Source organism: Conexibacter sp. CPCC 206217 (genome assembly GCF_030646165.1).
GTDB lineage: Bacteria > Actinomycetota > Thermoleophilia > Solirubrobacterales > Solirubrobacteraceae > Conexibacter.
This window is the reverse complement of record NZ_JAUTDO010000003.1, coordinates 339,087-361,016: the sequence shown is the minus strand read 5'-3', so window position 1 is coordinate 361,016 and position 21,930 is coordinate 339,087. Positions and strand designations below refer to the sequence as shown.

Below are 21,930 nucleotides of genomic sequence, written 5' to 3'. Positions count from 1 at the left end.
GGCGCCGCTCAACCGCGAATCAGTCCGAGCACCTCGTCGCGGCGGCGTTCCATGTCCGCCTCCGACACGAGCGACTCGAGGTTGAGCCGCAGCAGCGGCTCGGTGTTCGACGCGCGCACGTTGAAGTGCCAGTCTCTGTAGTCGACCGAGAGCCCGTCGAGCTTCTGGATGCGGCCGTCGGAGTAGCGGCGCTCGATCGCGTTCATGATCGAGTCCGCGTTGGAGACGGTCGAGTTGATCTCGCCGGAGATGAAGTATCTGCTCTGCAGCGGCTCCAGCAGCTCGCTCATTCTCTTGCCGGTCTTCGACAGCAGTTCCAGCACCAGCAGCGCCGGGATCGTGCCCGAGTCGGCGCAGTAGAAGTCCTGGAAGTAGTAGTGGCCGGAGACCTCGCCGCCGAAGATCGCGGCCGTCTCGCGCATGCGCGTCTTGAAGAACGCGTGGCCGACGCGGTTCATCAGCGCCGAGCCGTGATGGGTGCGCACGACGTCGCGCACGGCGCGGCTGGCACGCACGTCGTAGAGGACGGTCGCGCCCGGCGCTCTGGCCAGCAGCGACTCCGCCAGCAGCGCGGTCAGGAAGTCGCCGTCGACGAAGCGGCCCGTGTCGTCGATGAAGAAGCAGCGGTCGGCGTCGCCGTCCCAGGCGATCCCGAGGTCGGCTCTCTCGTCGATCACGCGTCTGATGATGAACTCGCGGTTCTCCGGCAGCAGCGGGTTCGGCTCGTGGTCGGGGAAGTTCCCGTCCGGTCTCCAGTACGACGTGATCAGGTCGAGCCCGAGCTGCTCCAGCAGCGGGCCGACCATCGGGCCGGCCATGCCGTTGCCGCCGTCTACGACGACCTTCAGCGGCTTGACCGCCTTCGGGTCGATGAACTGCAGCGCCGCCTGCTGGAACTCGTCGTAGATCTTCACGGTCTCCGCGCGGCCGCCGCCGAGCGAGTCGGGGATGCCCGTCTCGACCAGTCGCCGGATGTCCTGGATCCCGCTGTCACCGGACAGCGCCAACGCGCCCTTTCGCACGAGCTTGGCGCCCGTGTACGCCTTCGGGTTGTGCGAGGCGGTGCACATCAGGCCGCCGTCGAGGTCACGCGAACCGACGAGCCAGTAGAGCATCTCGGTCCCGACCTGGCCCGCGTTCATCACGGTGACGCCCTCGGAGACGAGGCCGTCGCGGTAGCGGGCGGCCAGCTCGGGGGCGGTCAGGCGCATGTCGCGCCCGAGTGCGACGGTCAGCGAGGTCACCTTTCTCCCGCTGAGATCGGCGAGAACGTGGGCGAACGCGCGGCCGATCAGCTCGGCCACGTCGCCATCGATGTCCTGCTCGTAGAGGCCACGGATGTCGTAGGCCTTGAAGATGTCCGGAGAGACTTCGCGCATTTGCAGGTCATCCTATGGTGCGCGGCGGGGGAAGCGCTCTGACATCATGCCCGCCCCATGGAGCCGGGCGAACTTACCGTCGTGATCCTCTGCGGAGGGCGCGGTACACGACTTCAGGAGCACACGCAGTCGATCCCGAAGCCGCTCGTGGAGATCGGCGGGCGGCCGATCGTCTGGCACGTGATCGAGCTGTACCTCGCGCACGGGTTCCGCCGCTTCGTGCTCTGCACCGGCTACAAGGGCGAGCTGATCGAGCGCTTCGTCGGCGCCACCGCCTGGCCCGCGGGCGTCGAGGTGGCCTGCCTCGACACTGGCCTCGAAACCCCGACGGGCGGGCGATTGCAGCGCGCGCTGCTGGCGTCCGACGGCGTCCCGGCGGGCGCCTCCTTCTGCGCGACCTACGCCGACGGCGTCGCCGACATCGACCTGCGCGCGCTGGTGGCGGCACACGCCGCGCACGCGGCCGACGGCGCCGTCGCGACGATGACCGTGGTCCGCCCGGAGCTGCAGTTCGGTGTCGCCGAACTGGACGCCGACGGGCGCGTGCGGGGCTTCCGCGAGAAGCCGCGCACCGAGCACTGGGTCAACGGCGGCTTCTTCTGCTGCGAACCCTCGCTGGCCGAATGTCTGAGGGACGACAGCGTTTTGGAACGCGAGCCGCTGCAGGCGCTCGCGGCGGACGGCCGCCTGCGCGCGTTCAGACACGAGGGGTTCTGGGACTGCATGGACACGTACAAGGACGCGATCCTGTTGAACGACCTGTGGGCGAGCGGAAATCCCCCATGGGTCCGCGCTGGGGTCCGGGCATGACGCGCTCGGTCTTCGTCACCGGCGGCTACGGGCTGCTCGGCGCCTGGCTCGTGCGTGCGCTGGTCGCGCGCGGCGACCGCGTCGTGCTGCTGCAGCGCGACCGCACGCCGCGCAGCACGCTGCTGCTGGGCGATCTGGAGCAGCGCGTCGACGTCGTCCACGGCGACCTCACCGATCCCGGCCTGGTCGCCCGCGCGCTGGGCGAGTACGAGGTCGACACGGTCTTCCACCTCGCCGCCCAGACGATCGTCGGGACCGCGAACCGCTCGCCGCTGGCGACGTTCGAGACGAACGTGCGCGGGACCTGGCTGCTGCTGGAGGCGTGCCGGCTCCACGGTGCCGGGCGGGTCCTCGTCGCCGCCTCCGACAAGGCCTACGGCGCCAGCGCGACGCTGCCCTACCGCGAGGACCATCCGCTCGACGCGCGCTTCCCCTACGACGTCAGCAAGGCCGCGACCGACCTGATCGCGCGCTCCTACTGGCACACGTACGGGCTGCCGGTCGCCGTCACGCGCTTCGCCAACCTCTACGGCGGCGGCGACCTCAACCGCTCACGGCTGGTGCCGGAGGCGATCGGCGCGGCGCTCGCCGGCCGCGCGCCCGTGATCCGCTCCGACGGCACCCCCGAGCGCGACTTCCTCTACGTCGAGGACGCGGTCGCCGCCTACCTGCTGCTCGCCGACGCGCTCGACGCGGATCCCGAGCGCAGTCGCGGCGAGGCGTTCAACGCCGGCGGCGGCGAGCCCCACGCCGTCCGCGACGTGGTCGCACGAATCTGCGCGATCGCCGGAACCGACGTGAAGCCCGACATCCGCGGGAGAGGAACTCCGGACGGCGAGATCGATCGGCAGTACGTCGATCCCTCCAAGCTCAGCGCGCTCACCGGCTGGGCGCCGGCGGTCGGCCTCGACGAGGGCTTGGAGCGGACGGTCGCGTGGTACCGCGACCATCCGACCGCGCTCATCTGACGTCGATGTTCCCTTCCATCCCCGGGTGGATCGTGCAGACGTAGTGGATCAGGCCGGCTCTGGTCGGCGTGAACGAGAACGTTCTGCCCTTCGCGAACAGCTCCGATCTGATGCTCTCGCCCTCGGTCGAGACGACGTCGTGCAGCACGTCGTCGTCGTTGACCCAGGTGATCTGCTGACCCGGTCTGACGGAGATCGTGGCGGGGTTGTAGGCGATCCCCTCCATCTTCACCTCGACGCCGCCGTCGGCGCTGGTGCTGGGCTGCGACGCGTCGGAGGCGGCGGTCGATGAGCCGCCGGATCCGGCGTCAGAGCCGCCGTCGCCGCAGCCGCCGAGCGCGAGAGCGCCGGCGCAGAGGACGAGCAGGAAGGGGCGGAGAGGCTGCATGGGGATCACTTTCGTCGGTCGGCCACATACAATCACGGCCATGGCCGGACATTCGAAGTGGGCGGGAATCAAGCACAAGAAGGCGATCGTCGACGCGAGACGCGGCGCGGCCTTCACGAAGCTCGCGCGCGCGATCACGGTCGCAGCGCGGGAGGGCGGCGGCGATCCGGAGCTGAACGCCACGCTCGCCAACGCGGTGCAGAAGGCGAAGGACGCCTCGATGCCGAAGGACAACATCGAGCGCGCGATCGCCAAGGGCACCGGCGAGGGCTCCGACGCGGACGCGATCCAGGCGATCCTCTACGAAGGCTACGGCCCCGGCGGCGTCGCGCTGCTGATCGAGGCGCTGTCGGACAACCGCAACCGCACCGGCGCCGACGTGCGCCACATGCTCTCCAAGCACGGCGGCAGCCTCGGCGAGCCGGGCTCCGTCGCGTACCTGTTCGACAGACAGGGCGTCGTCGTCGTCGACGCGGACAGATACAGCGAGGACGACCTGATGGTCGCGATCGACGCCGGCGCGCTCGACATCCAGCAGGACGACGAGGTCTTCGAGATCCTCACCGAGCCGTCCGACCTGTCCGCCGTGCGCAAGGCGCTCGACGAGGCCTCGATCGAGATCCAGAACGCCGAGGTCACGCAGCGTCCGAAGACGCGCGTCAACCTCGACGAGGATGCGGCCGTCAAGCTGCTGAGACTGATCGACGCGCTCGACGACAACGACGACGTCAGCGAAGTGCACGCGAACTTCGACGTGGACGCCGACGTGCTCGAGCGCATCGCTGGCTGATCGGCCGATAGCCGGAGCCGCCTCCCGCGAGGAGGCGTCCGAGGCCGCGCGCAGAATACGAACACATGATCGTCCTCGGCATCGACCCCGGCACGGCGAACACGGGCTACGGCGTGGTCGCGCTGCGCCGCGGTCGCACGATCGCGCTCGACGGCGGGGTGATCGAGACCGCCGCGGGCCTGCCGCTGGAGCGGCGGCTCGCGACGATCCACGCCCGCGTCAGCGACCTGATCTCGGAGCACGAACCGGCCGCGATCGCGATCGAAGACCTCTACTTCGGCGCCAACGCGAGGTCGGCGATGGCCGTCGGCCAGGCGCGCGGCGTCGTGCTGCTGGCCGCCGGCCAGCACGGCCTGTCGTGCAGCTCCTACACGCCGCAGCAGATCAAGAACGCCGTCTGCGGCAGCGGGCGGGCGGAGAAGCTGCAGGTGCAGCAGATGGTCCAGCGGCTGCTGTCGCTGGCCGAGCTGCCGCGCCCCGACCACGCCGCCGACGCGCTCGCGGTCGCGATCTGCCACACGAATCGGGCGCCGCTGGCGGCTGCACTGGTGACGGCGTGATCGCGCTCGTGCGCGGCGAGGTCGTCGGCCGTCGCCCGGCGCCGCCGAGCGGGGGAGACGTCGTCGTCGACTCCAACGGCGTCGGCTATCGCCTGTCGGTCTCGGCCGAGACGCTGAAGCAGGTCCCCGCCGCCGGCAAGCCGGTCACGCTGCACAGCCACCTGATCGTGCGCGACGACGCGCTGCAGCTGTACGGCTTCGCGACCGAGGAGGAGCGCGACCTCTTCCTGATGCTGCTGGGCGTCCAGTCGGTCGGGCCGAAGGTGGCGCTCGCGGTGCTGTCCGGCGGCTCTCCGCGCGAGCTGCTCGGAGCGCTCGCCGCCGGCGACTCCAGACGATTCCAGGCCGTCCCCGGCATCGGTAGACGGACGGCCGAGCGGATCATCGTCGAGCTGCGCGAGAAGGCCGGCGTGTCGCTGCCGAACGACGCGATCTCGGTGTCCGCCCCCGACGATCCGCGCGCGCTCGCCCGCGAAGGCCTCCTCGGCCTCGGCTTCTCGCTGGAGGAGGCCGAGAGGCTGCTCGCCAGAGCCCCCGGTGAGACCGCCGAAGAGCTGATCGCGCACGCGCTGCGGACGTCGCGGCGATGACGAGCGGGCGGATTCAGACACCGGGCGCGCTGCCGGAGGAGGACGACGCCGTCGAGCGCTCGCTGCGCCCGCGCCGGCTCGACGACTTCGTCGGCCAGGAGGCGGTCCGCGAGCAGCTCGCCGTCTCGATCGAGGCGGCCGCCGCGCGCGGCGACGCGCTCGACCACGTCCTGCTCGCCGGCCCGCCCGGGCTCGGCAAGACCTCGCTGGCGCAGATCGTCGCCGAGGAGCTGGGCGTCCCGTTCATACAGACCGCCGGGCCCGCGCTGGAGCGCAAGGGCGACGTCGCCGCGTTCCTGACGGCGCTGGAGCCGCGCGCGGTCTTCTTCGTCGACGAGATCCACCGCCTGCCGCGCGCGCTGGAGGAGACCTTCTACCCGGCGATGGAGGACGGCCAGCTGCCGATCACCGTCGGCCAGGGGGCCGGGGCGCGCGTCGTGACGCTCGACCTGCCGCCGTTCACGCTCGTCGGCGCGACCACCCGCGCCGGCCTGCTGACGACTCCGCTGCGCGACCGCTTCGGGATCCAGCACCGCCTGGAGCACTACGGTCCCGACGACCTCGGCAAGATCGTGACGCGCTCCGCAGCGCTGCTCGGGATCGAGATCGAGGCGGCCGGCGCGCACGCGATCGCCGCCCGCAGCCGCGGCACGCCGCGCGTCGCCAACCGCCTGCTCAAGCGCGTGCGCGACTACGCGGAGGTGCGCGGCGACGGCATCGTGAGCGAATCGATCGCCGCCCACGCGCTCGACCTGCTGCAGGTCGACCACGAGGGCCTGGATCGGCTCGACCGCGAACTGCTGCGCGCGATCTGCGAGATGTTCGGCGGCGGCCCCGTGGGGCTCTCGACGCTCGCCGTCGCCGTCGGCGAGGAACAGGACACGGTCGAGGACGTGTACGAGCCGTACCTGCTCCAGCGGGGCCTGATCGAGCGCACTCCGCGTGGGCGCGTCGCCACTCGCCGCGCCTGGTCGCACCTGGGGATCGAGCCGCCCGCAGACGGCGTCAAGCTTTTCTGACACGCCGGCCGATGGACGCTTCTCGACGCGCGATCAGCGCCGCTCCGCTGAACTTCGGATTCCTGCCACATGCGCTTTAGGTTCCGTTGAACGGTTCGCAACCCGCGCTTCAGTCCGACCTCCGTATCCTAGGCGTCCGATGGCCCATCTCTTCATCTGCCCGAACTGCGGCAACCGCACGTCGGAGACCGATCGCACCGCCGGCTTCAGCCGCGTCCCGAAGGGCTGTGCGAAATGTGGATTCGGCTTCCTGTTCGAACTGCTCGACGACTACTACCCGGCTCCGAACGCGGCGTTCTTCGTCTGCGATCGGGAAGGCCGCGTGATCGGCTGCGGCCGCGGTTCGTTCGAACTGACCGGGCTCGACGACGAGCGGGTCATCGGCCGTTCTGTCCGCGAGGTGCTCGGACTCGACTTCCCGGGCGGTGACGACCCCGTCGGAACCGTGCTCGAATGGGGCGTCCGCGCTCTAGGGAGACCGGTCACGGTCAACGCGGAGGGCGACCTTCCCGCGCAAGCTGTTGCCGACTTGTTTCCAGCCTACGACGACGACGGCGGCCTGCTGCTCGTGCTCACTCCCTCCAAGTAGCATCCCCACTAAATGACCCAACGTCGCCGCACCGGCCTCATCCTTCTGATCGTCCTCGGACTGCTCGCAGCGTCCGCGATCGTCATCTCGACAAAGGACACCAAGCTCGGCCTCGACCTGGAGGGCGGCGTCGAGCTCGTCTACCAGGGTGAGCCGACGCCGCAGGTCCCGACGGTCACGCCTGAGGCGATCGATCGCGCTGTCGACATCATTCGCGACCGCGTCGACCAGCTCGGCGTCGCCGAACCGGAGATCCAGCGCGCAGGCAGCGATCAGATCTCCGTCGGCCTCCCGAGCGTCCAGGACATCGAACGCGCGAAGAACCAGGTCGGCACGCCGGCCCAGCTGTACTTCTACGACTGGGAGACGAGCGTTCTCACTCCCGAAGGCAGATTCGTCGCGCCGCTGCTCTCCGCCCAAGACACGACGGCGGTCGGCATCAGCCAGGCCGGCGGCAGCTCCGCGCGCGGGCAGACGCTCTACGACGCGACGAAGCTGGCGGCGAGACAGACACCGAACACGGACGCGAGAGCGGGCTCCCGCTCCGGCACGGCGTACTACCTCTTCGACAGAGACCACAGATATCTGGCTGGTCCGGAGAAGTCCGAGAGAGACCTCCTGTCGGCGATCGACAGAACGTCGATGCCGGCCGGCTCCGAGGTCGTCGAGGTGCCGCAGGGCTGGGTCGTGCTGCAGTCGGTGACGAGCGACGCGGGCGAGAGAATCGAGACCGGCGACCCGGCCGCGCGCTTCTACGTCCTCAGAGACGACGTGGCGCTGTCGGGCTCCGACATCAAGGACCCTGCCCAGGGCTTCAACCAGTCGCAGCAGCCCGACGTCGAGTTCAGATTCACCAACAGAGGCAAGGACGCGTTCCAGAGAGTCACGCGCGAGATCTCGCAGCGCGGCCAGGGGCTCGCACTGCCGGGCACGACGCCCGACGCGGTCGCCCAGCACTTCGCCGTCGCGCTCGACGGCAAGCTGATCTCGGTCGCCTCGATCGACCCGAACCGCCTGCCTGACGGCATCGACGGCGAGAACGGCGCGATCATCGAGGGCGGCTTCACGATCCAGAGCGCCCAGGACCTCGCGAACCTGCTGAAGCTCGGCGCGCTCCCGATCGGGCTCGACCTCGTCTCGCAGTCGCAGGTCTCCGCGACGCTCGGCAAGCAGGCGCTGCACGAGGGCCTGATCGCCGGCATCGTCGGCCTCGCGCTCGTCGCGCTCTTCCTGATCGCCTTCTACCGGATCCTCGGCCTGATCGCGACGGTCGCGCTGGTCATCTACGGCATCTACTTCTTCGCGCTGATCAAGCTGGTCCCGATCACGCTCACGCTGCCCGGCCTCGCCGGCTTGATCCTCACGATCGGCGTCGCGGCAGACGCGAACATCGTGATCTTCGAACGTGTGAAAGAGGAGGCGCGAGCCGGGCGATCCATCCCGGTCGCGATCTCGACCGGCTACCGCAAGGGCCTGACGGCGATCATCGACGCCAACGTCGTGACCGTGATGGTGGCGTTCATCCTCTTCATGCTGGCAACCGCCGGCGTCAAGGGCTTCGCCTTCACGCTCGGCGTCGGCACGCTGGTCTCGCTCTTCACCGCGGTCGTCGCGACGCAGGCGATATTGACGACGATGGGACGCACGAGAGTGCTCGCGCGCCCGTCAGCGCTCGGCGCCAGCGGCGAGGGCCGCAGATGGTCCGCCGACTTCATGGGCCTGTCGCGCTGGTTCTTCTCGATGTCCGGCCTGATCCTCCTGATCTGCGCGCTCGCGATCGGCGGCAAGGGCCTCAACTTCGGCATCGACTTCACCTCCGGCACGCGCATCACGACGAACCTCGTCAGACCGTTCACCGAGAACGAGGTGCGTGACACGCTGGCGGCCGTCGGCGCGTCCGACGCGACGATCCAGAGAGTCTCGAACAGAGAGCTCGGCCCGAACGTCGTGCAGATCTCGACCGAGCAGTTGAAGCCGGACCAGGTCACGCAGGTCCAGGACGCGCTGACGAGAGACTTCGGCGGCGTGACGAACTTCTCCAGCTCGTCGGTCGGGCCGACGTTCGGCTCGACGGTCGCCAACAACGCGATCGTCGCGATCATCGCCTCGCTGCTGGTGATCTCCGCCTACATCGCGCTCCGCTTCCAGTGGAGATTCGCGGTGCCGGTCTTGATCGCCGTGGCACACGACATCCTGATCGTGTCCGGCATCTACGCGTTGACGGGCCGGGAGGTGACAGCGTCGACCGTCGCGGCGCTCCTCACCGTCTTGGGCTATTCGCTCTACGACACGATCATCGTGTTCGACCGAATCCGAGAAAACATGCCGCGAATGCCGCGGGCCGCCTTCTCGCAGATCGTCAACCGCTCGATGTCCGAGGTGCTGACGCGTTCGCTGGCGACCTCGCTGTGCACCGGCCTGCCGATCCTCGCGCTGATGCTGTTCGGCGGCGAGACGCTGCGCGACTTCGCCTTCGCCCTGCTCGTCGGCGTGCTGTCCGGCGCGTACTCGTCGGTCTTCATCGCCGGCCCGGTGCTGTGGCACTGGAAGGAGCGCGAGCCGGTCTACGTCGCGCGCCGTCGCCGCATCAAGGAGGAGAACGGCGGGATCGTGCCGCCATACGCGATCGCGACGGCCGGTGCCCCGATCGACGTCGAGCCGGAGCGCAAGGTCCGCAGACGCGGTCGCCTGACGCAGCCGGACGATCCCGAAAGAGGCGTCTCGGCGGACGAGTTCGAGCAGATGAAGCGCGACCTCGACATCGAGACGGGTCCGAGCGCGGTCACGGCACCGCCGCGCCGCGCGCGCAGCGCGACGGCCACGCCGACGCCGCCTGCGCCCACACCGCCAGCGCCGGCGACACCGCCGGCGACCGATTCCGACGGGCGTGCGCCCGACGAAGCTGAGAACGACGGGATGCTGAAGGAGCCGAGAAGAACCGGCCCCACCCGCCGTCGCCGCCATGGGAGGCCGCGCTGATATGGGCATGTTGACGTGGGTCATGATCGGACTTGCGATCTGGCACTTCACCATCTTCCTGCCGGACCATTACTGGGGTGGCATCGTCGGCGCGTTCCTGGCCGCGATGTTCGGCGCGATCATCTTCGGGCTGATCGTCAATGGCTTCACGATCCCCGGCAACGACGACGTGTCGGTGCTGACGGCCGCTGAGGGCGTTCCCGGTGCCGTGCTGGCACTCGTGGCCTGCTACTACGAGGGCCTTCGGCGCGAGAGAAAGGCCGGCTTCAGCCCGGTCGACGCCTGAATCTCGGCGACAGTTCTGCAGTTCGAAGCGCCCCGAATCGGGGCGCTTCGTCGTTCTAGAAGAACTCCGGCGTCCAGGGAGCGCGCGGGGTGCGCAGCGCGGTGTCGAACGCTTCGACCGCGCCGTCCGTGCGCTCGGCGATGCGGCCGGCGTCAGCGAGCTGCGCGATCGGCGTGCCGCCGAGGTAGGCGGCGCCGAGCGCGGCCGCGTCGAGCACCAGGTCCGCCGGCTTGTCCGTTCGCGCGCACCGCGCCTCGCCGTCGGCCGTCGCCTGCAGCCGCCAGCGACCGGCGTTGTCGGGCAGCCGCACGTCGGCGACGTCGAGCGTCAGGTCGAGCGGGCCGCGCCAGCTGCGGCCCTGCAACGCCGCCGGCAGGTCGACCAGGCGCAGCCACAGCGCGTCGCCCAGCTCCACGACGCGCGGCTGGCGGAAGTCGGCGAACCGATACGGAGCGGCGTCGTCGAGCGGCCGCATCGGCGCATCGACCATGCCGACGAGGTCGACGCTGCAGAGGTACTCCCACAGCAACGCCTCGGCCTCCGGGTCGGGCGCGACCAGCTCCAGCAGCTCCAAGGTCGTGTCCGGCTCGATCCCTCTCGCGCGGTAGAGCGCGTAGCCGAGCGGCTCGCTGGTGTCCTCGCTCGCCGGATCGGCGCCGGCAGCGCCCGACCCGCCCGGTGGTCCCGCGCCGCGCACGACGACGAGCCGCTTCTCCAGCGCTCCGTCGCGGTCGTCCTCGGGGTCGGCGAGGATCCGCTCGCTCCACCAGAGCTGCGTGCGCGCCGGGATCCCGGCCCGCCGTGCACGCATCCGATCCCAGATCGGGTCGAGCAGCGGACCGGCTCCGTCGGGGTCGATCAGGTCAAGCGTCAGGTGGCCGTCACGTGGTGCGGCGCTCGTGCGAGCGTCGCCAGCTGCGGTGCCGCGTTTCGCGACATCGGCGGCCAGCGACGGCCGCGGCGCTCTGCTGCCGCCCGGCAGCACGATGTGCGCGTGGCGTGACGCGACGCCGTAGCCGAAGCGCTCGTAGATCGACCCCTCGGCCGCCCACAGGCCCGCGAGCGGCTCGCGTGCGGCGCGCGCCTGTTCGATCAAGCCGGCCATCATCTGCGTCAGCAGCCCGCGACGGCGGTGCGTGGGGCGAACGGTGATGACGGTGACGCCGGCGCATGGCAGCTCGCCCCCCGGCACCGACAGCCGTTGCGGGAAGGCAGCCGAGGTCCCGACCAGCAGGGGCCCGTCGAACGCGGCGACAGTCCGTTCGAGCGGGATCAGCGCCAGCAACTGCGCGCGCTTCGCCGGCGTCGAGCGCTCGTGGAAGGCGAGATCGAGGTTGTCGAAGAAGGCGTCGAACTCGTTCGGCGCGAGTGGGCGGTAGTCGATCACGAAGTCCAGGCTAGCCGCGGTCGTGTCCGTACGGCTGGGTCGCGGCGGCGCGTGCGGGTCCACCGACGAGCGCCGCCCGAGTTCGTGCGGTCGTCGGTCGGCCGTGTCGGCGGCGTCGGCCGCGGCGCACCCTATCCGTCGGCCCCTCGCCGTAGCCTCAGTGTTCGTGTCCGCGACGATTCCGCCACCTGCCGACCTCGCCGCCTCCGTCGGCGCGGCTGCGGCCACGGTCTCGGTCGCGGCGCCGCCGCGCCCACAGCGGCGGATCGCGCTGGCGCCGTGTGACCCGGCGGCGGTCGAGCGGCTGCGACGGGAGCTGCGCTGCAGCCGCACGCTCGCGCAGGTGCTCGTGCGCCGCGGCCACGACGATCCACCGGCCGCGCGCGCGTTTCTCGCCGCTGACGAGACGCACGCGCCGAGCGCCTTCGCGGGGATCGACGTCGCCGTCGAGACGATCCTGCGCCACGTCCGCGCCGGCACGCGCATCACCGTCCACGGCGACTACGACGTCGACGGCGTCGCCTCGACCGCGATCCTGCTGCGAGCGCTGCGCCAGCTCGGCGCCGACGCTGACTGGTTCCTGCCGAGCCGGATCGACGACGGCTACGGCCTCGCCGCGACGACCGTCGAGCGGCTGGCCGCGCGCGGGACGCGACTGCTGATCACCGTCGACTGCGCGATCACCGCCGTCGAGGAGGTCGCCGCCGCGCGCGCCCAGGGCCTCGACGTCGTCGTCACCGACCACCATCAGCCGCGCGCGGACGGCCGTCTGCCGGACGCACCGATCGTGCATCCGTCGCTGAGCGGCTATCCCTGCCCGGACCTGTGCGCCGGCGGCGTCGCCTACAAGCTCGCGCAGGCGCTGCACAGCGCCGCGGGCGGCGACCCCGCGCGCGCCGACGAGGACCTCGACCTCGTCGCGCTGGCGACGGTCGCCGACCTCGTCCCGCTGCGCGGCGAGAACCGCCGGCTCGTGCGCGAGGGCCTGCGCGCGCTCGCCTCGACCGGCAAGGTCGGCCTGCGCGCGTTGATGCGCGTCGCCAGAGTCGACCCCAGCGGGCTCGACGCCAGCGCCGTCGGCTTCCGGCTCGCCCCGCGCATCAACGCGGCCGGGCGGCTCTACCGCGCCGACGCAGGCGTCGAGCTGCTGCTGACCGAGGACGAGGACCGCGCCCGCCTGATCGCCGAGGAGCTCGACACCGCCAACGGCGAGCGGCGGATGACCGAGCAGCGGATCCTGTGGGAGGCCGAGGAGCAGCTGCGCGAGCTGGGGGAGCGCCCGGCGTACGTGCTCGCCGGCGAAGGCTGGCACCCCGGTGTGATCGGGATCGTCGCCTCCAGAGTCGTCGAGCGCACCAACCGCCCGGCGCTGCTGATCGCGCTTGACGCGGACACCGGCACCGGCACGGGCTCCGGCCGTTCGATCCCGCGTTTCGACCTGCTCGGCGCGCTGCACGCCGCCGCGCCGCTGCTGGAGCGTTACGGCGGCCACCGCGCCGCCGCGGGCGTGACGATCGACGCCGGCAACCTCGATGCGCTGCGCGCGGCGTTCGAGGCGCACGCCGCCGCGCACCTGACCGCCGAGGACGTGATCCCGGTCGAGCGCGTCGACGCCGTCGTCGACGGCAAGGCGCTCGGCCTCGCGCTCGCCGACGAGCTGCAGCAGCTGCAGCCGTGCGGGATGGGCAACCCGAACCCCAACCTGCTGGTGCCCGCCGCCGAGTTCGACGACCTGCGCACGATGGGGCAGGAGGGCAAGCACGCCCGCTTCACCGTCGCCGCCGGCGGCGTGCGCTGCCGCGCCGTCGCGTTCGGCTGCGACGGCAGGCTCGCGGTCGACGAGCGGACCCCTGCCGACGCGACCTTCCGGCTGGAGCGCAACGAGTGGAACGGCGCCGTCGAGCCGCGCCTGCTGCTGCGCCACGCGGTCGCCTCGAGCCCGGCGTCGATCGAACTGCTGGGCATGGCGCCGAGCGATCCGGGCGCGTTCCTCACGGCCGTGCTCGCCGACGTCGACCGGTCGCGCGGGCGCGGCGTGCTCGCCGACATGACGCCGCCGGCGACCGCGACGCGTCCCGGTCCGGCGGCGGCCGCGCCGCACGACGAGCGTCCGGCACCGTCCCCGCGCGACTACGGCCCGCTTGCCGACCGCCGCGGCGACGGCGGCGTCGCGCTGCTGCACGAGCTGGTCGCGGGCGGCGCGAGGGTGCTCGCGCTGTGCGCCGACACGCCGCGGCGCGAGGTCGCGCTGAGCGGGCGCGTCGGCGGCTTCGCGCTCTGCTCGCACACCGCGCTGGAGCTGGATCCGAGCCTCGCCGACGGCTTCGACCACGTCGTCGCGCTCGACCCTCCGGCCAGCCGGCGGCAGGATGCGCGCATGCGTGCCGGCGGCGCCGAAGACACGAAAACCTGGACGCATCTGACTTGGGGCGACGCTGAGCTACGATTTGCACAGCAGATCCATGAGTCGGAGTACGGCATCCGTGCTGCGCTCGTGCCGCTCTACCGGGCCCTTCGGGACCGCGGCGGGGTGGCCGGCGAGGAGCTCGGGCGCTTGCTGCGCGGGGATGGACACGGTCGTTCGGTGCAGGCAGCCGCTCGGCTGGTGGCGATTCTCGAGGAGCTTGAGCTCGTCAGCCTCGATCGGGAGCTGCAGGCCCTGACGGTCCTGGAGACCGAGCGCACCGCGCTCGAGCGCTCAGCGACCTACCGGACCGCCATCGCACGATACGAGGACGGCCAGCGATTCCTGCTCGAGACGGCAACGACACAAACGGACGCACCACCCGCCTGACGCAGTCCGGCAACGGACGCGGCGTCGAGACGGCCGTCGTGCACGCCGAGAGAGAGGTCGGCAACGGACGCGTGCCGGTCGACGGCGCCGATCACCCGATCGTGACGAATCCGGTCGGGTCTGTGGACCTGAGCGCGTCCGAGCGCGAACTGCTCGGCGACCTCTTCGCGATCGTCGAGGAGCACGCCGCCGAGAGCCCGCTGCAGATCGACCGCGAGCAGGTCGAGCGGGCGTTCGTCTACGCCTGCGAGCACCACGCCGACCAGCGCCGCAAGTCGGGTGAGGAGTTCATCATCCACCCGGTCGGGGTGGCGAAGATCTGCGCCGGCATGCGGCTCGACACCGAGACGCTCGTCGCCGCGCTGCTGCACGACACCGTCGAGGACACGAGCGCGTCACTGGAGGAAGTCAGCGAGAAGTTCGGCGAGGAGGTCGCCGGGCTCGTCGACGGCGTCACGAAGCTGACCGGCCTGACGTTCTCCTCGCGCGACGAGGCGCAGGCCGAGAACTACCGCAAGATGATGGTCGCGATGGCCTCGGACATCCGGGTCATCCTGATCAAGCTCGCCGATCGCCTGCACAACATGCGCACGATCGAGGCGATGTCGAAGCAGAAGCAGCTGGAGAAGGCGAAGGAGACGCTCGACATCTACGCGCCGATCGCGCATCGGCTCGGCATCCACGCGATCAAGTGGGAGCTGGAGGACCTCGCCTTCGCGACCCTGCACCCGCGCAAGTACAACGAGATCAAGGGTCTCGTCAACCAGCAGCGCGCCGAGCGCGAGCGCTACGTCAACGAGGCCGGCGCGTTCGTCTCGCGCGAGCTCGACGCGCTCGGGATCGCGGCCGAGATCAACGGCCGCGCGAAGCACTTCTACTCGATTTACTCGAAGATGACGAGAAAGGGCCGCGAGTTCAACGAGATCTACGACCTCACGGCCATGCGCGTGATCGTCGACTCGGTGAAGGACTGCTACGGGGCCGTCGGCGTCATCCACTCGCTCTGGAAGCCGCTGCCCGGCCGCTTCAAGGACTTCGTCGCGATGCCGAAGTTCAACATGTACCAGTCGCTGCACACGACCGTGATCGGGCCCGAGGGGCGCCCGCTGGAGATCCAGATCCGCACGCGCGAGATGCACGACATGGCCGAGTTCGGCATCGCCGCGCACTGGATCTACAAGCAGGACCCGACCTCCAACGAGGGCGACGGCAAGCTCAAGTGGCTGCGCCGCCTGCTCGACTGGCAGCAGGAGATGTCGGACCCCAAGGAGTTCATGGACACCTTGAAGGTCGACCTCTTCGAGGACGAGGTGTTCGTCTTCACGCCGAAGGGCGAGGTCAAGTCGCTGGCCGCGGGCGCGACCCCGCTCGACTTCGCCTACGAGGTCCATACCGACGTCGGCCACCGCTGCGTCGGCGCGAAGGTCAACGGCAAGATCGTGCCGCTCTCCTACACGCTGCAGTCCGGTGACATCGTCGAGGTGCTGACGTCCAAGCGCGAGCGCGGCCCGTCGCGCGACTGGCTGGCGCTGGTCAAGACGACGCGCGCGCGCAACAAGATCAAGCAGTGGTTCAAGAGCGAGTCGCGCAAGGACACCGAGCACGCCGGCCGCGAGCTGCTGCAGGACCACCTCAAGAAGCAGGGCCTGCCGGCCCAGCGGATCGTCGGCTCGCCGCTGCTGGCGGACATCATCCGCGAGATGGGCTTCCGCAAGGGCGACGAGTTCTACATCGCGCTCGGCGCCGCCAAGGTCTCGCCCAGAACCGTCGTCAACAAGGTGATGCAGCGGCTGAAGCAGGGCGAGGCCGCCGAGGGCACGCCGACCGCCGCCGACGACCTGCTGAAGACCAACCCGCAGCGCGAGCGCCGCCCGACGACCTCCTCGACGAAGTTCGGCATCTCCGTCGACGGCATCGGCGACGTGATGCTGCGGCTGGCGAAGTGCTGCCGCCCGGTCCCCGGCGACCCGATCGTCGGCTACGTCTCGCTCGGGCGCGGGATCACGATCCACCGCGAGGACTGTCCCAACGTCCAGGTCCTGCGCAAGGATCCCGACCGCTTCACGCCCGTCTCCTGGGACGGCGAGGCGGCGACGTCGTTCAAGGTGGAGATCCACATCGACGGCTGGGACCGGCACCGCCTCCTGGAAGACCTCGCGCGCACGTTCAGCGAGGCGGGCATCAACATCGCCGATGCGCGCTGCACGTCGAACCCGCCGATGATCCGCAACCGCTTCGTGATCGAAGTCGCCGACACCAAGACGCTCGACACGACGATCACGAAGCTGCGCAACATCGAGGCGGTCTTCGACGCCTACCGGGTCACGCCGGGCGCGGGCGCCTGAACCACTTCGAAGTCTCGGCCGCTGAGGCGGTCGAGACTGTGCAGCTGGTCGTTGTCCCAGCGCGGACTCGGCGCGCCGCTGACGTACCACGGTGAGCCGTTGTCGGCCAGCAGGAGGCCATAGGTCTTCATCGCCTGCGCGATGACGCGGGCTTGGGGCGGAAGCCCCTTGAGGCTGGTCTTGTGCTTCAAGCGCACCCGCAGGCCCATCGGGGGCAGCTTCGCGTCGTTGCTGCTGGAGGCGAAGTGGCGGGCGGGTGCGATGAAGCTCGCGCGGGTGCGCGGGGCCGTGAAGCGGAGGGCGTGGTCGATGGCGCCGGCGGCGACTTCCTCGTAGCGGGCGAGGCCGGGGAGGATCGGGAGGCCGGCGGCGTCTGCGGAGGTCCAGCCCCGCTTGCGCTGTGCGTCACCGCCGTGCAGATCGAAGACGGCTCCAGATCCAGCACGCCATGAACTGCCTGCTGCGAGGGGGTGGGCGTCGAACAGTTCGTAGAGCTTGCAGGAGGATCTGTCGAGGACGATGACGTGGCGGTCTCCGTCGGCGTTGGAGCCGCCCTCGATCGCGGCTCTCGGCGGGATGGGGTATGGGCCTCGGTCCGACTCGTCGCTGTAGTCGAAGGTGACCTTGACCTTCGGCTGGTTGCCGGTGACGGTCGTGAAGGGGATCCCGATCGGGCCTCCGTCCCAGAGGCCGGAGCCGAAGTCGGCGTGGAAGTTGGCGGTGAGGCCGATGGAGCGGATGAGGGTCGCGGAGTTTCTGGCGACTGGGGCTCTGGTGATTGGCTGGTTCCAGGCGCTCGTGGCGGGGAGGATCTGGCAGCCGGCGATCTGGGGCGTCGGCGCGCTCAGTGCAGGCGCGGCGGTGGCGCCGGCCGCGCAGACGACGGCCGCGATGAGGGAGGAGAGGGCTCGCACATGGGCGATCCTACATACGTCTCACACCGGAATCTGAGGAGCGCCAAGCTACTGTCGCTCTGCGACAGCACGTTGTCGCTCCTCGGTCAGGCGACGATCTGGACGGCGTGGTGGTCGACGCCGAAGACCGCCTCGGGGACGGTGCCCAGGTAGTCGCCGTCGACCTGCAGGGGGAGTTCGCGGTCGTCGCGGGAGCGGACCGTGACGGCCTCGGAGCCGGAGAAGGCCGCGACGCGGCGGTGGCCGACGATGCGGGCGCTGCCGGAGAGGGCGCGCCATGTGACGGTCGGCATGTCGAGCGGGCTCGCGCGCTTCAGGACGACGCCGGCGAGCGTGCCGTCGTCGAGTGCGACGCCCTCGGCGAGGTCGATCGGGCGGGTGCCGAAGTAGGTGTAGGGCATCGTGTTCTGGACCATCGCGGTGACGCCCTCGATCGTCTCGCCGCCGGGCAGCTCCGCCACCAGCTTCGGCGGCTTCACGACGTAGTCGCGGTTGAACGCCGAGACCGCCGCCCAGCTGTAGAACCAGGGGCCGAAGCGGGCCTTCAGCCTCGGCCGCGCGTCCACCCGGCGGGTGACGCTGGCGTCGAGGCCCATGCCGGCGGTGAAGAGGAAGCGGCGGTCGTTGACGATCCCGAGGTCGATCGGCCGCGGTCTCCAGTCGTCGGCCATCCGCAGCATGTGCTCGGTCGCGTCGACGACGTCGTTGGGGATCCCGAGGATCCGCGCGAAGACGTTCGTCGAGCCGCCCGGCAGGCAGGTCAGCGGCGTGCCCGAGCCGGCGAGGCCGTTGGCGGCCTCGTTGACCGTGCCGTCGCCGCCGAAGGCGCAGACGACGTCGTAGCCCTCCTGCGCCGCCTCGCGGCACAGCTCCGTCGCGTGGCCGCGCGCCTCGGTCTCGACCGAGTCGACCTGGTAGCGACCCTGCAGGGCGTAGACGACGAGGTGCTTGAGACGGTCCGAGACGGTCGTCGCGTACGGGTTGACGATCACCAGCATGCGCTTGCTCGGCTGCTTGGACCCGAACGTCTCCGCGAGGCGCTCGAGCGAGTCGAAAGTGGTGGCGGCGGTCACGACTTCTTGGTACCCCGGGGCCGAAGGCCTGTTACGCCCGCGGACGCGCCGCTGCCGGGCACGCCTGGCCACCTACAGCCAGTGGCGCTTCTTGAAGAACGCGATCATCCCGCCGCCGACCGCGAGCATCACGCCGATCACGACCCAGAACGGCTCGATCGCGCCCTCGCCTGGCACGTGCACGTTCATGCCGAAGACCGACGCGATCAGCGTCAGCGGCAGGAACACGACGCTCAGCACAGTCAGCACGCGCAGGACGTCGTTGAGCTGGTGCGAGAGGACCGATTCGTTGGTCGCCTCCAGCGCCTCGACCGTCTCCTTGTACGTCTCCAGCATCTGCCAGACGCGCTCGGAGGCGTCGTTGATGTCGTCGAAGTAGACGTCCATGTCCTCGGCCAGGTAGCGCTGCTTGGTGCGCTCCATGTCGCCGAAGACCGCGCGCTGCGGCCGCACGACCTTGCGGAAGTTGATGATCTCCTGCTTCACGTTTGAGATGTCGCGCACGACCTCGGCCGAATTGCCGGCGAAGATCTCGTCCTCGACTCTCTCCAGCTTGTTGCCCATCTTCGCCAGCATCGGGAAGGAGGCGTCGACGCACGCGTCGATGATCTTGTAGAGCAGGTAGCCGGTGCCCTTGGAGAACCAGTTCTCGCGCAGCTCGTCGTTCGTGCGCAGGCGCTCGAACAGGTACTCGACCGGCTGCAGCGGCTGGTTGGGCAGCGTGATCAGGAAGTCGGGCCCGACGAACAGGTCCAGCTCGGCGGCGTTCAGTCGTCCGACCTGCTTGTCGAAGCGCGGGAAGTACAGGACGATGAAGAGGTAGTCGTCGTACTCGTCGATCTTCGGCCGCTGGTTGCGCGAGTAGACGTCCTCGTAGTCGAGCGGGTGGAAGTCGAAGCGCTCCTCCAGCCACGAGCGGTGGCTGGACTGCGGCTCCTCGATGTTGATCCAGCGGACGCCGTGGTCCTCGATGACCTCCGGCTGCGTGCTCTCCGGCTCAGCAGGCGGGAGCGACGCGGAGCCGCGACCACGGGACGCGCGAGCGAAGCGGGGCTTGGGCAAGCTCGGCATGACTTCGCGGCTCGTCGCTCATCGGATCGGTGGTCGTCTCGTACGGCACGCGTCCCATTCTACCCGGCTGCAGGCGATTTCCGGAATAGCGCGTTGCAGCTCCGTCACAACGATGCGTATACTGCCTGGCACATAGCAGTACGCATCCAGAGGGGTGGAGGGTTATGGCCCGACGAAGCCCCGGCAACCCCCCGTAAGGGGAAGGTGCCAATTCCATCAGGCAAGCAACAAGCCTGGGAGATGTGGTTCGGCGGTTCTTCTCGACCTCTGCCACGGACACCCGGCGGAGGTTTTTTTCGTATGCCGCCAGTGACACTGACATGCAAGGAATGCAAGGCCGAGTACCCGCTCGAGGCGAAGTACGTCTGCGAGCGCTGCTTCGGTCCCCTCGAGGTCGCGTACGCGCCTCATGACGGCACCGACGCCGAAGAGCTGCGCCGCCGCATACAGGCCGGCCCGCATTCGCTGTGGCGCTACCGCGACTTCCTGCCGCTGACGCAGGCGCCGCCGCGCGACACGCTGCCCGCGGGCTGGACCCCGCTGCTGCGCGCCGAGCGGCTCGCGAAGAAGCTCGGCCTGCGCGAGCTGTGGATCAAGAACGACGCGGCGAACCCGACGCACTCGTTCAAGGACCGCGTCGTCGCCGTCGCGCTCGCACGCGCGAAGGAGCTCGGCTTCCAGACGATCGCGTGCGCCTCGACCGGCAACCTCGCCAACGCCGTCGCCGCGCACGCCGCGGCTGCCGGCCTCGAGTCCTACGTGCTGATCCCGTCGAACCTCGAGGAGCAGAAGATCCTCGCGACGGGCGTCTACGGCACCCACCTGGTCGCCGTCAGAGGCAACTACGACGACGTCAACCGGCTCTGCACCGAGATCGCGGGCGAGCACGAGTGGGCGTTCGTGAACATCAACATGCGCCCGTACTACGCCGAGGGCTCCAAGACGATCGCGTACGAGATCGCCGAGCAGCTCGGCTGGGCGGTCCCCGACCGGATCGTCGCGCCGATCGCCTCCGGCTCCCTCTTCACGAAGGTCGCGAAGGGCTTCGAGGAGTGGATCGAGCTGGGCCTCGTCAACGGCACCGTGCCGATCATGAACGGCGCCCAGGCGGCCGGCTGCTCACCGGTCGCGACCGCGTACGCGGAGGGCACCGACGTCTGCCGCCCGGTCAAGCCGGACACGATCGCCAAGTCGCTCGCGATCGGCAACCCCGCCGACGGGCCGTACGCCGTCGAACTGGCGCGCCGCACCGGCGGCGGGATCGACGCCGTCACCGACGACGAGATCCGCGCCGGCATCAAGCTGCTGGCCGAGACGACCGGCATCTTCACCGAGACCGCCGGCGGCGTCACGACGGCGGTGCTCGCGAAGCTCGCCGAGCGCGGCGACATCGACCCGGACGAGAGAGTCGTCGCCGTCATCACCGGAGAGGGCCTCAAGACGCTCGACGTCGTGCGCGGCACGTTCGAGACGTACGAGATCGACGCGACCTACGAGGCGTTCGAGGCGACCGTGACGATCCCGCCCACCCCGGTTACCGTCTGATGGCCGTCACGGTCAAGATCCCGACGCAGTTGCGCGCCGCCACCGACGGCGCGTCGACCGCGTCGGTCGAGGGCGGCACCGTCGGCGAGGTGCTCGACGCGCTGTACGACCAGTTCGGCGAGCTGCGCGAGCGGATCGCCGACGACGGCGGCCTGCGGCGTTTCGTCAACGTCTACATCGGCGGGGAGGACATCCGCTTCCTCGACGGCCTCGAGACGTCGGTCTCCGACGGCGACGAGGTCACGATCCTGCCAGCCGTGGCAGGCGGATGATCGAGTTTCAAAAACGCTGAAACATGAACGGCGACCATTGGTCGCCGTTTTTGTTCAGCAAACCTCCATGATCGTGCGCAGTTTCAGGCGCAATAGGCGGCGAAGGGCATATTCGGGTCAGTCGGCAAACACTGACATTTATGCAACTGCATTCCTGGTCGATGAACGACG

General features: G+C 70.0%; 19 protein-coding genes and 1 riboswitch. Of the genes, 13 read left to right on the top strand and 6 right to left on the bottom strand.

Annotation, left to right across the window (positions count from 1 at the left end; all coding sequences use genetic code 11):
• Positions 1-8 precede the first annotated feature (8 nt).
• Positions 9-1,379: a phosphomannomutase/phosphoglucomutase gene (locus Q7L65_RS10010; protein WP_304720836.1), complete on the bottom strand. Its 1,371-nt coding sequence runs from the start codon at positions 1,377-1,379 to the stop codon at positions 9-11.
• A gap of 57 nt (positions 1,380-1,436) precedes the next feature.
• Between Q7L65_RS10010 and Q7L65_RS10005 the strand changes: the two genes are divergently transcribed.
• Positions 1,437-2,189, top strand: a complete 753-nt coding sequence (locus Q7L65_RS10005) for a sugar phosphate nucleotidyltransferase (protein ID WP_304720835.1) — start codon at positions 1,437-1,439, stop codon at positions 2,187-2,189.
• The gene (locus Q7L65_RS10000) at positions 2,162-3,157 is read left to right on the top strand and encodes an NAD-dependent epimerase/dehydratase family protein (protein ID WP_304720834.1); all 996 of its coding nucleotides are present in this window, start codon (positions 2,162-2,164) and stop codon (positions 3,155-3,157) included. Before Q7L65_RS10005 ends, Q7L65_RS10000 begins: the two co-directional genes overlap by 28 nt.
• On the opposite strand, the gene Q7L65_RS09995 is transcribed toward Q7L65_RS10000, so the two are convergent.
• Entirely contained in the window at positions 3,150-3,545 is a 396-nt protein-coding gene (locus Q7L65_RS09995; RefSeq protein WP_304720832.1) for a plastocyanin/azurin family copper-binding protein, read from the bottom strand. The genes Q7L65_RS10000 and Q7L65_RS09995 overlap by 8 nt on opposite strands.
• A gap of 40 nt (positions 3,546-3,585) precedes the next feature.
• On the opposite strand from Q7L65_RS09995, the gene Q7L65_RS09990 reads away from it, so the two are divergent.
• From Q7L65_RS09990 to Q7L65_RS09960, 7 genes are all read left to right on the top strand, one after another.
• Positions 3,586-4,335 (top strand): YebC/PmpR family DNA-binding transcriptional regulator, encoded by a 750-nt coding sequence (locus Q7L65_RS09990; RefSeq protein WP_304720830.1) that lies wholly within the window; start codon positions 3,586-3,588, stop codon positions 4,333-4,335.
• Positions 4,336-4,400: 65 nt separating this feature from the next.
• Positions 4,401-4,895, top strand: a complete 495-nt coding sequence (gene ruvC / locus Q7L65_RS09985; RefSeq protein WP_304720829.1) for a crossover junction endodeoxyribonuclease RuvC — start codon at positions 4,401-4,403, stop codon at positions 4,893-4,895.
• Positions 4,892-5,485 (top strand): Holliday junction branch migration protein RuvA, encoded by a 594-nt coding sequence (gene ruvA, locus Q7L65_RS09980; RefSeq protein ID WP_304720827.1) that lies wholly within the window; start codon positions 4,892-4,894, stop codon positions 5,483-5,485. Before ruvC ends, ruvA begins: the two co-directional genes overlap by 4 nt.
• Entirely contained in the window at positions 5,482-6,504 is a 1,023-nt protein-coding gene (ruvB, locus tag Q7L65_RS09975) for a Holliday junction branch migration DNA helicase RuvB (protein WP_304720824.1), read from the top strand. Before ruvA ends, ruvB begins: the two co-directional genes overlap by 4 nt.
• A gap of 139 nt (positions 6,505-6,643) precedes the next feature.
• Complete coding sequence (locus Q7L65_RS09970; RefSeq protein ID WP_304720822.1) at positions 6,644-7,093, top strand: PAS domain-containing protein; 450 nt, start codon at positions 6,644-6,646, stop codon at positions 7,091-7,093.
• A 12-nt stretch (positions 7,094-7,105) separates the two neighbouring features.
• Positions 7,106-10,072 carry a protein translocase subunit SecD gene (gene secD, locus Q7L65_RS09965; RefSeq protein WP_304720820.1) on the top strand — a complete coding sequence of 989 codons (2,967 nt, stop codon included), beginning with the start codon at positions 7,106-7,108 and terminating at the stop codon, positions 10,070-10,072.
• 22 nt (positions 10,073-10,094) lie between these two features.
• On the top strand, positions 10,095-10,358 hold the full coding sequence (locus tag Q7L65_RS09960) for a hypothetical protein (RefSeq protein WP_304720818.1): 264 nt from the start codon (positions 10,095-10,097) through the stop codon (positions 10,356-10,358).
• A gap of 55 nt (positions 10,359-10,413) precedes the next feature.
• Here the strand turns inward: Q7L65_RS09960 and Q7L65_RS09955 are convergent, their stop codons facing one another.
• Positions 10,414-11,745 (bottom strand): GNAT family N-acetyltransferase, encoded by a 1,332-nt coding sequence (locus Q7L65_RS09955; protein WP_304720816.1) that lies wholly within the window; start codon positions 11,743-11,745, stop codon positions 10,414-10,416.
• A 166-nt stretch (positions 11,746-11,911) separates the two neighbouring features.
• Between Q7L65_RS09955 and recJ the strand changes: the two genes are divergently transcribed.
• Positions 11,912-14,539 (top strand): single-stranded-DNA-specific exonuclease RecJ, encoded by a 2,628-nt coding sequence (recJ, locus tag Q7L65_RS09950; RefSeq protein WP_304720814.1) that lies wholly within the window; start codon positions 11,912-11,914, stop codon positions 14,537-14,539.
• Positions 14,540-14,577: 38 nt separating this feature from the next.
• On the top strand, positions 14,578-16,884 hold the full coding sequence (locus tag Q7L65_RS09945) for a bifunctional (p)ppGpp synthetase/guanosine-3',5'-bis(diphosphate) 3'-pyrophosphohydrolase (protein ID WP_304720812.1): 2,307 nt from the start codon (positions 14,578-14,580) through the stop codon (positions 16,882-16,884).
• Here Q7L65_RS09945 and Q7L65_RS09940 read toward each other — a convergent pair.
• From Q7L65_RS09940 to corA, 3 genes are all read right to left on the bottom strand, one after another.
• Positions 16,854-17,798 carry a hypothetical protein gene (locus Q7L65_RS09940; protein ID WP_304720810.1) on the bottom strand — a complete coding sequence of 315 codons (945 nt, stop codon included), beginning with the start codon at positions 17,796-17,798 and terminating at the stop codon, positions 16,854-16,856. The two genes, Q7L65_RS09945 and Q7L65_RS09940, sit on opposite strands and share 31 nt — an antisense overlap.
• An 86-nt stretch (positions 17,799-17,884) precedes the next feature.
• On the bottom strand, positions 17,885-18,871 hold the full coding sequence (locus Q7L65_RS09935) for a diacylglycerol kinase family protein (RefSeq protein ID WP_304720809.1): 987 nt from the start codon (positions 18,869-18,871) through the stop codon (positions 17,885-17,887).
• Positions 18,872-18,943: 72 nt separating this feature from the next.
• On the bottom strand, positions 18,944-19,942 hold the full coding sequence (corA, locus tag Q7L65_RS09930; RefSeq protein ID WP_304720808.1) for a magnesium/cobalt transporter CorA: 999 nt from the start codon (positions 19,940-19,942) through the stop codon (positions 18,944-18,946).
• Between the two features lie 139 nt (positions 19,943-20,081).
• Positions 20,082-20,189: riboswitch (SAM riboswitch) on the top strand.
• A gap of 53 nt (positions 20,190-20,242) precedes the next feature.
• Between corA and thrC the strand changes: the two genes are divergently transcribed.
• Both thrC and Q7L65_RS09920 read left to right on the top strand, forming a co-directional pair.
• Positions 20,243-21,487 carry a threonine synthase gene (gene thrC / locus Q7L65_RS09925; RefSeq protein WP_304720807.1) on the top strand — a complete coding sequence of 415 codons (1,245 nt, stop codon included), beginning with the start codon at positions 20,243-20,245 and terminating at the stop codon, positions 21,485-21,487.
• Complete coding sequence (locus tag Q7L65_RS09920) at positions 21,487-21,759, top strand: ubiquitin-like small modifier protein 1 (RefSeq protein WP_304720805.1); 273 nt, start codon at positions 21,487-21,489, stop codon at positions 21,757-21,759. Before thrC ends, Q7L65_RS09920 begins: the two co-directional genes overlap by 1 nt.
• Positions 21,760-21,930: the final 171 nt, after the last annotated feature.

What these genes read in the sequence shown, in the direction of transcription:
- Q7L65_RS10010 (WP_304720836.1), bottom strand. Translation starts at nt 1,379, where the DNA reads ATGCGCGAAGTCTCTCCGGACATCTTCAAGGCCTACGACATCCGTGGC.
- Q7L65_RS10005 (WP_304720835.1), top strand. Translation starts at nt 1,437, where the DNA reads ATGGAGCCGGGCGAACTTACCGTCGTGATCCTCTGCGGAGGGCGCGGT.
- Q7L65_RS10000 (WP_304720834.1), top strand. Translation starts at nt 2,162, where the DNA reads ATGGGTCCGCGCTGGGGTCCGGGCATGACGCGCTCGGTCTTCGTCACC.
- Q7L65_RS09995 (WP_304720832.1), bottom strand. Translation starts at nt 3,545, where the DNA reads ATGCAGCCTCTCCGCCCCTTCCTGCTCGTCCTCTGCGCCGGCGCTCTC.
- Q7L65_RS09990 (WP_304720830.1), top strand. Translation starts at nt 3,586, where the DNA reads ATGGCCGGACATTCGAAGTGGGCGGGAATCAAGCACAAGAAGGCGATC.
- ruvC (WP_304720829.1), top strand. Translation starts at nt 4,401, where the DNA reads ATGATCGTCCTCGGCATCGACCCCGGCACGGCGAACACGGGCTACGGC.
- ruvB (WP_304720824.1), top strand. Translation starts at nt 5,482, where the DNA reads ATGACGAGCGGGCGGATTCAGACACCGGGCGCGCTGCCGGAGGAGGAC.
- Q7L65_RS09970 (WP_304720822.1), top strand. Translation starts at nt 6,644, where the DNA reads ATGGCCCATCTCTTCATCTGCCCGAACTGCGGCAACCGCACGTCGGAG.
- secD (WP_304720820.1), top strand. Translation starts at nt 7,106, where the DNA reads ATGACCCAACGTCGCCGCACCGGCCTCATCCTTCTGATCGTCCTCGGA.
- Q7L65_RS09960 (WP_304720818.1), top strand. Translation starts at nt 10,095, where the DNA reads ATGATCGGACTTGCGATCTGGCACTTCACCATCTTCCTGCCGGACCAT.
- corA (WP_304720808.1), bottom strand. Translation starts at nt 19,942, where the DNA reads ATGCCGAGCTTGCCCAAGCCCCGCTTCGCTCGCGCGTCCCGTGGTCGC.
- thrC (WP_304720807.1), top strand. Translation starts at nt 20,243, where the DNA reads ATGCCGCCAGTGACACTGACATGCAAGGAATGCAAGGCCGAGTACCCG.
- Q7L65_RS09920 (WP_304720805.1), top strand. Translation starts at nt 21,487, where the DNA reads ATGGCCGTCACGGTCAAGATCCCGACGCAGTTGCGCGCCGCCACCGAC.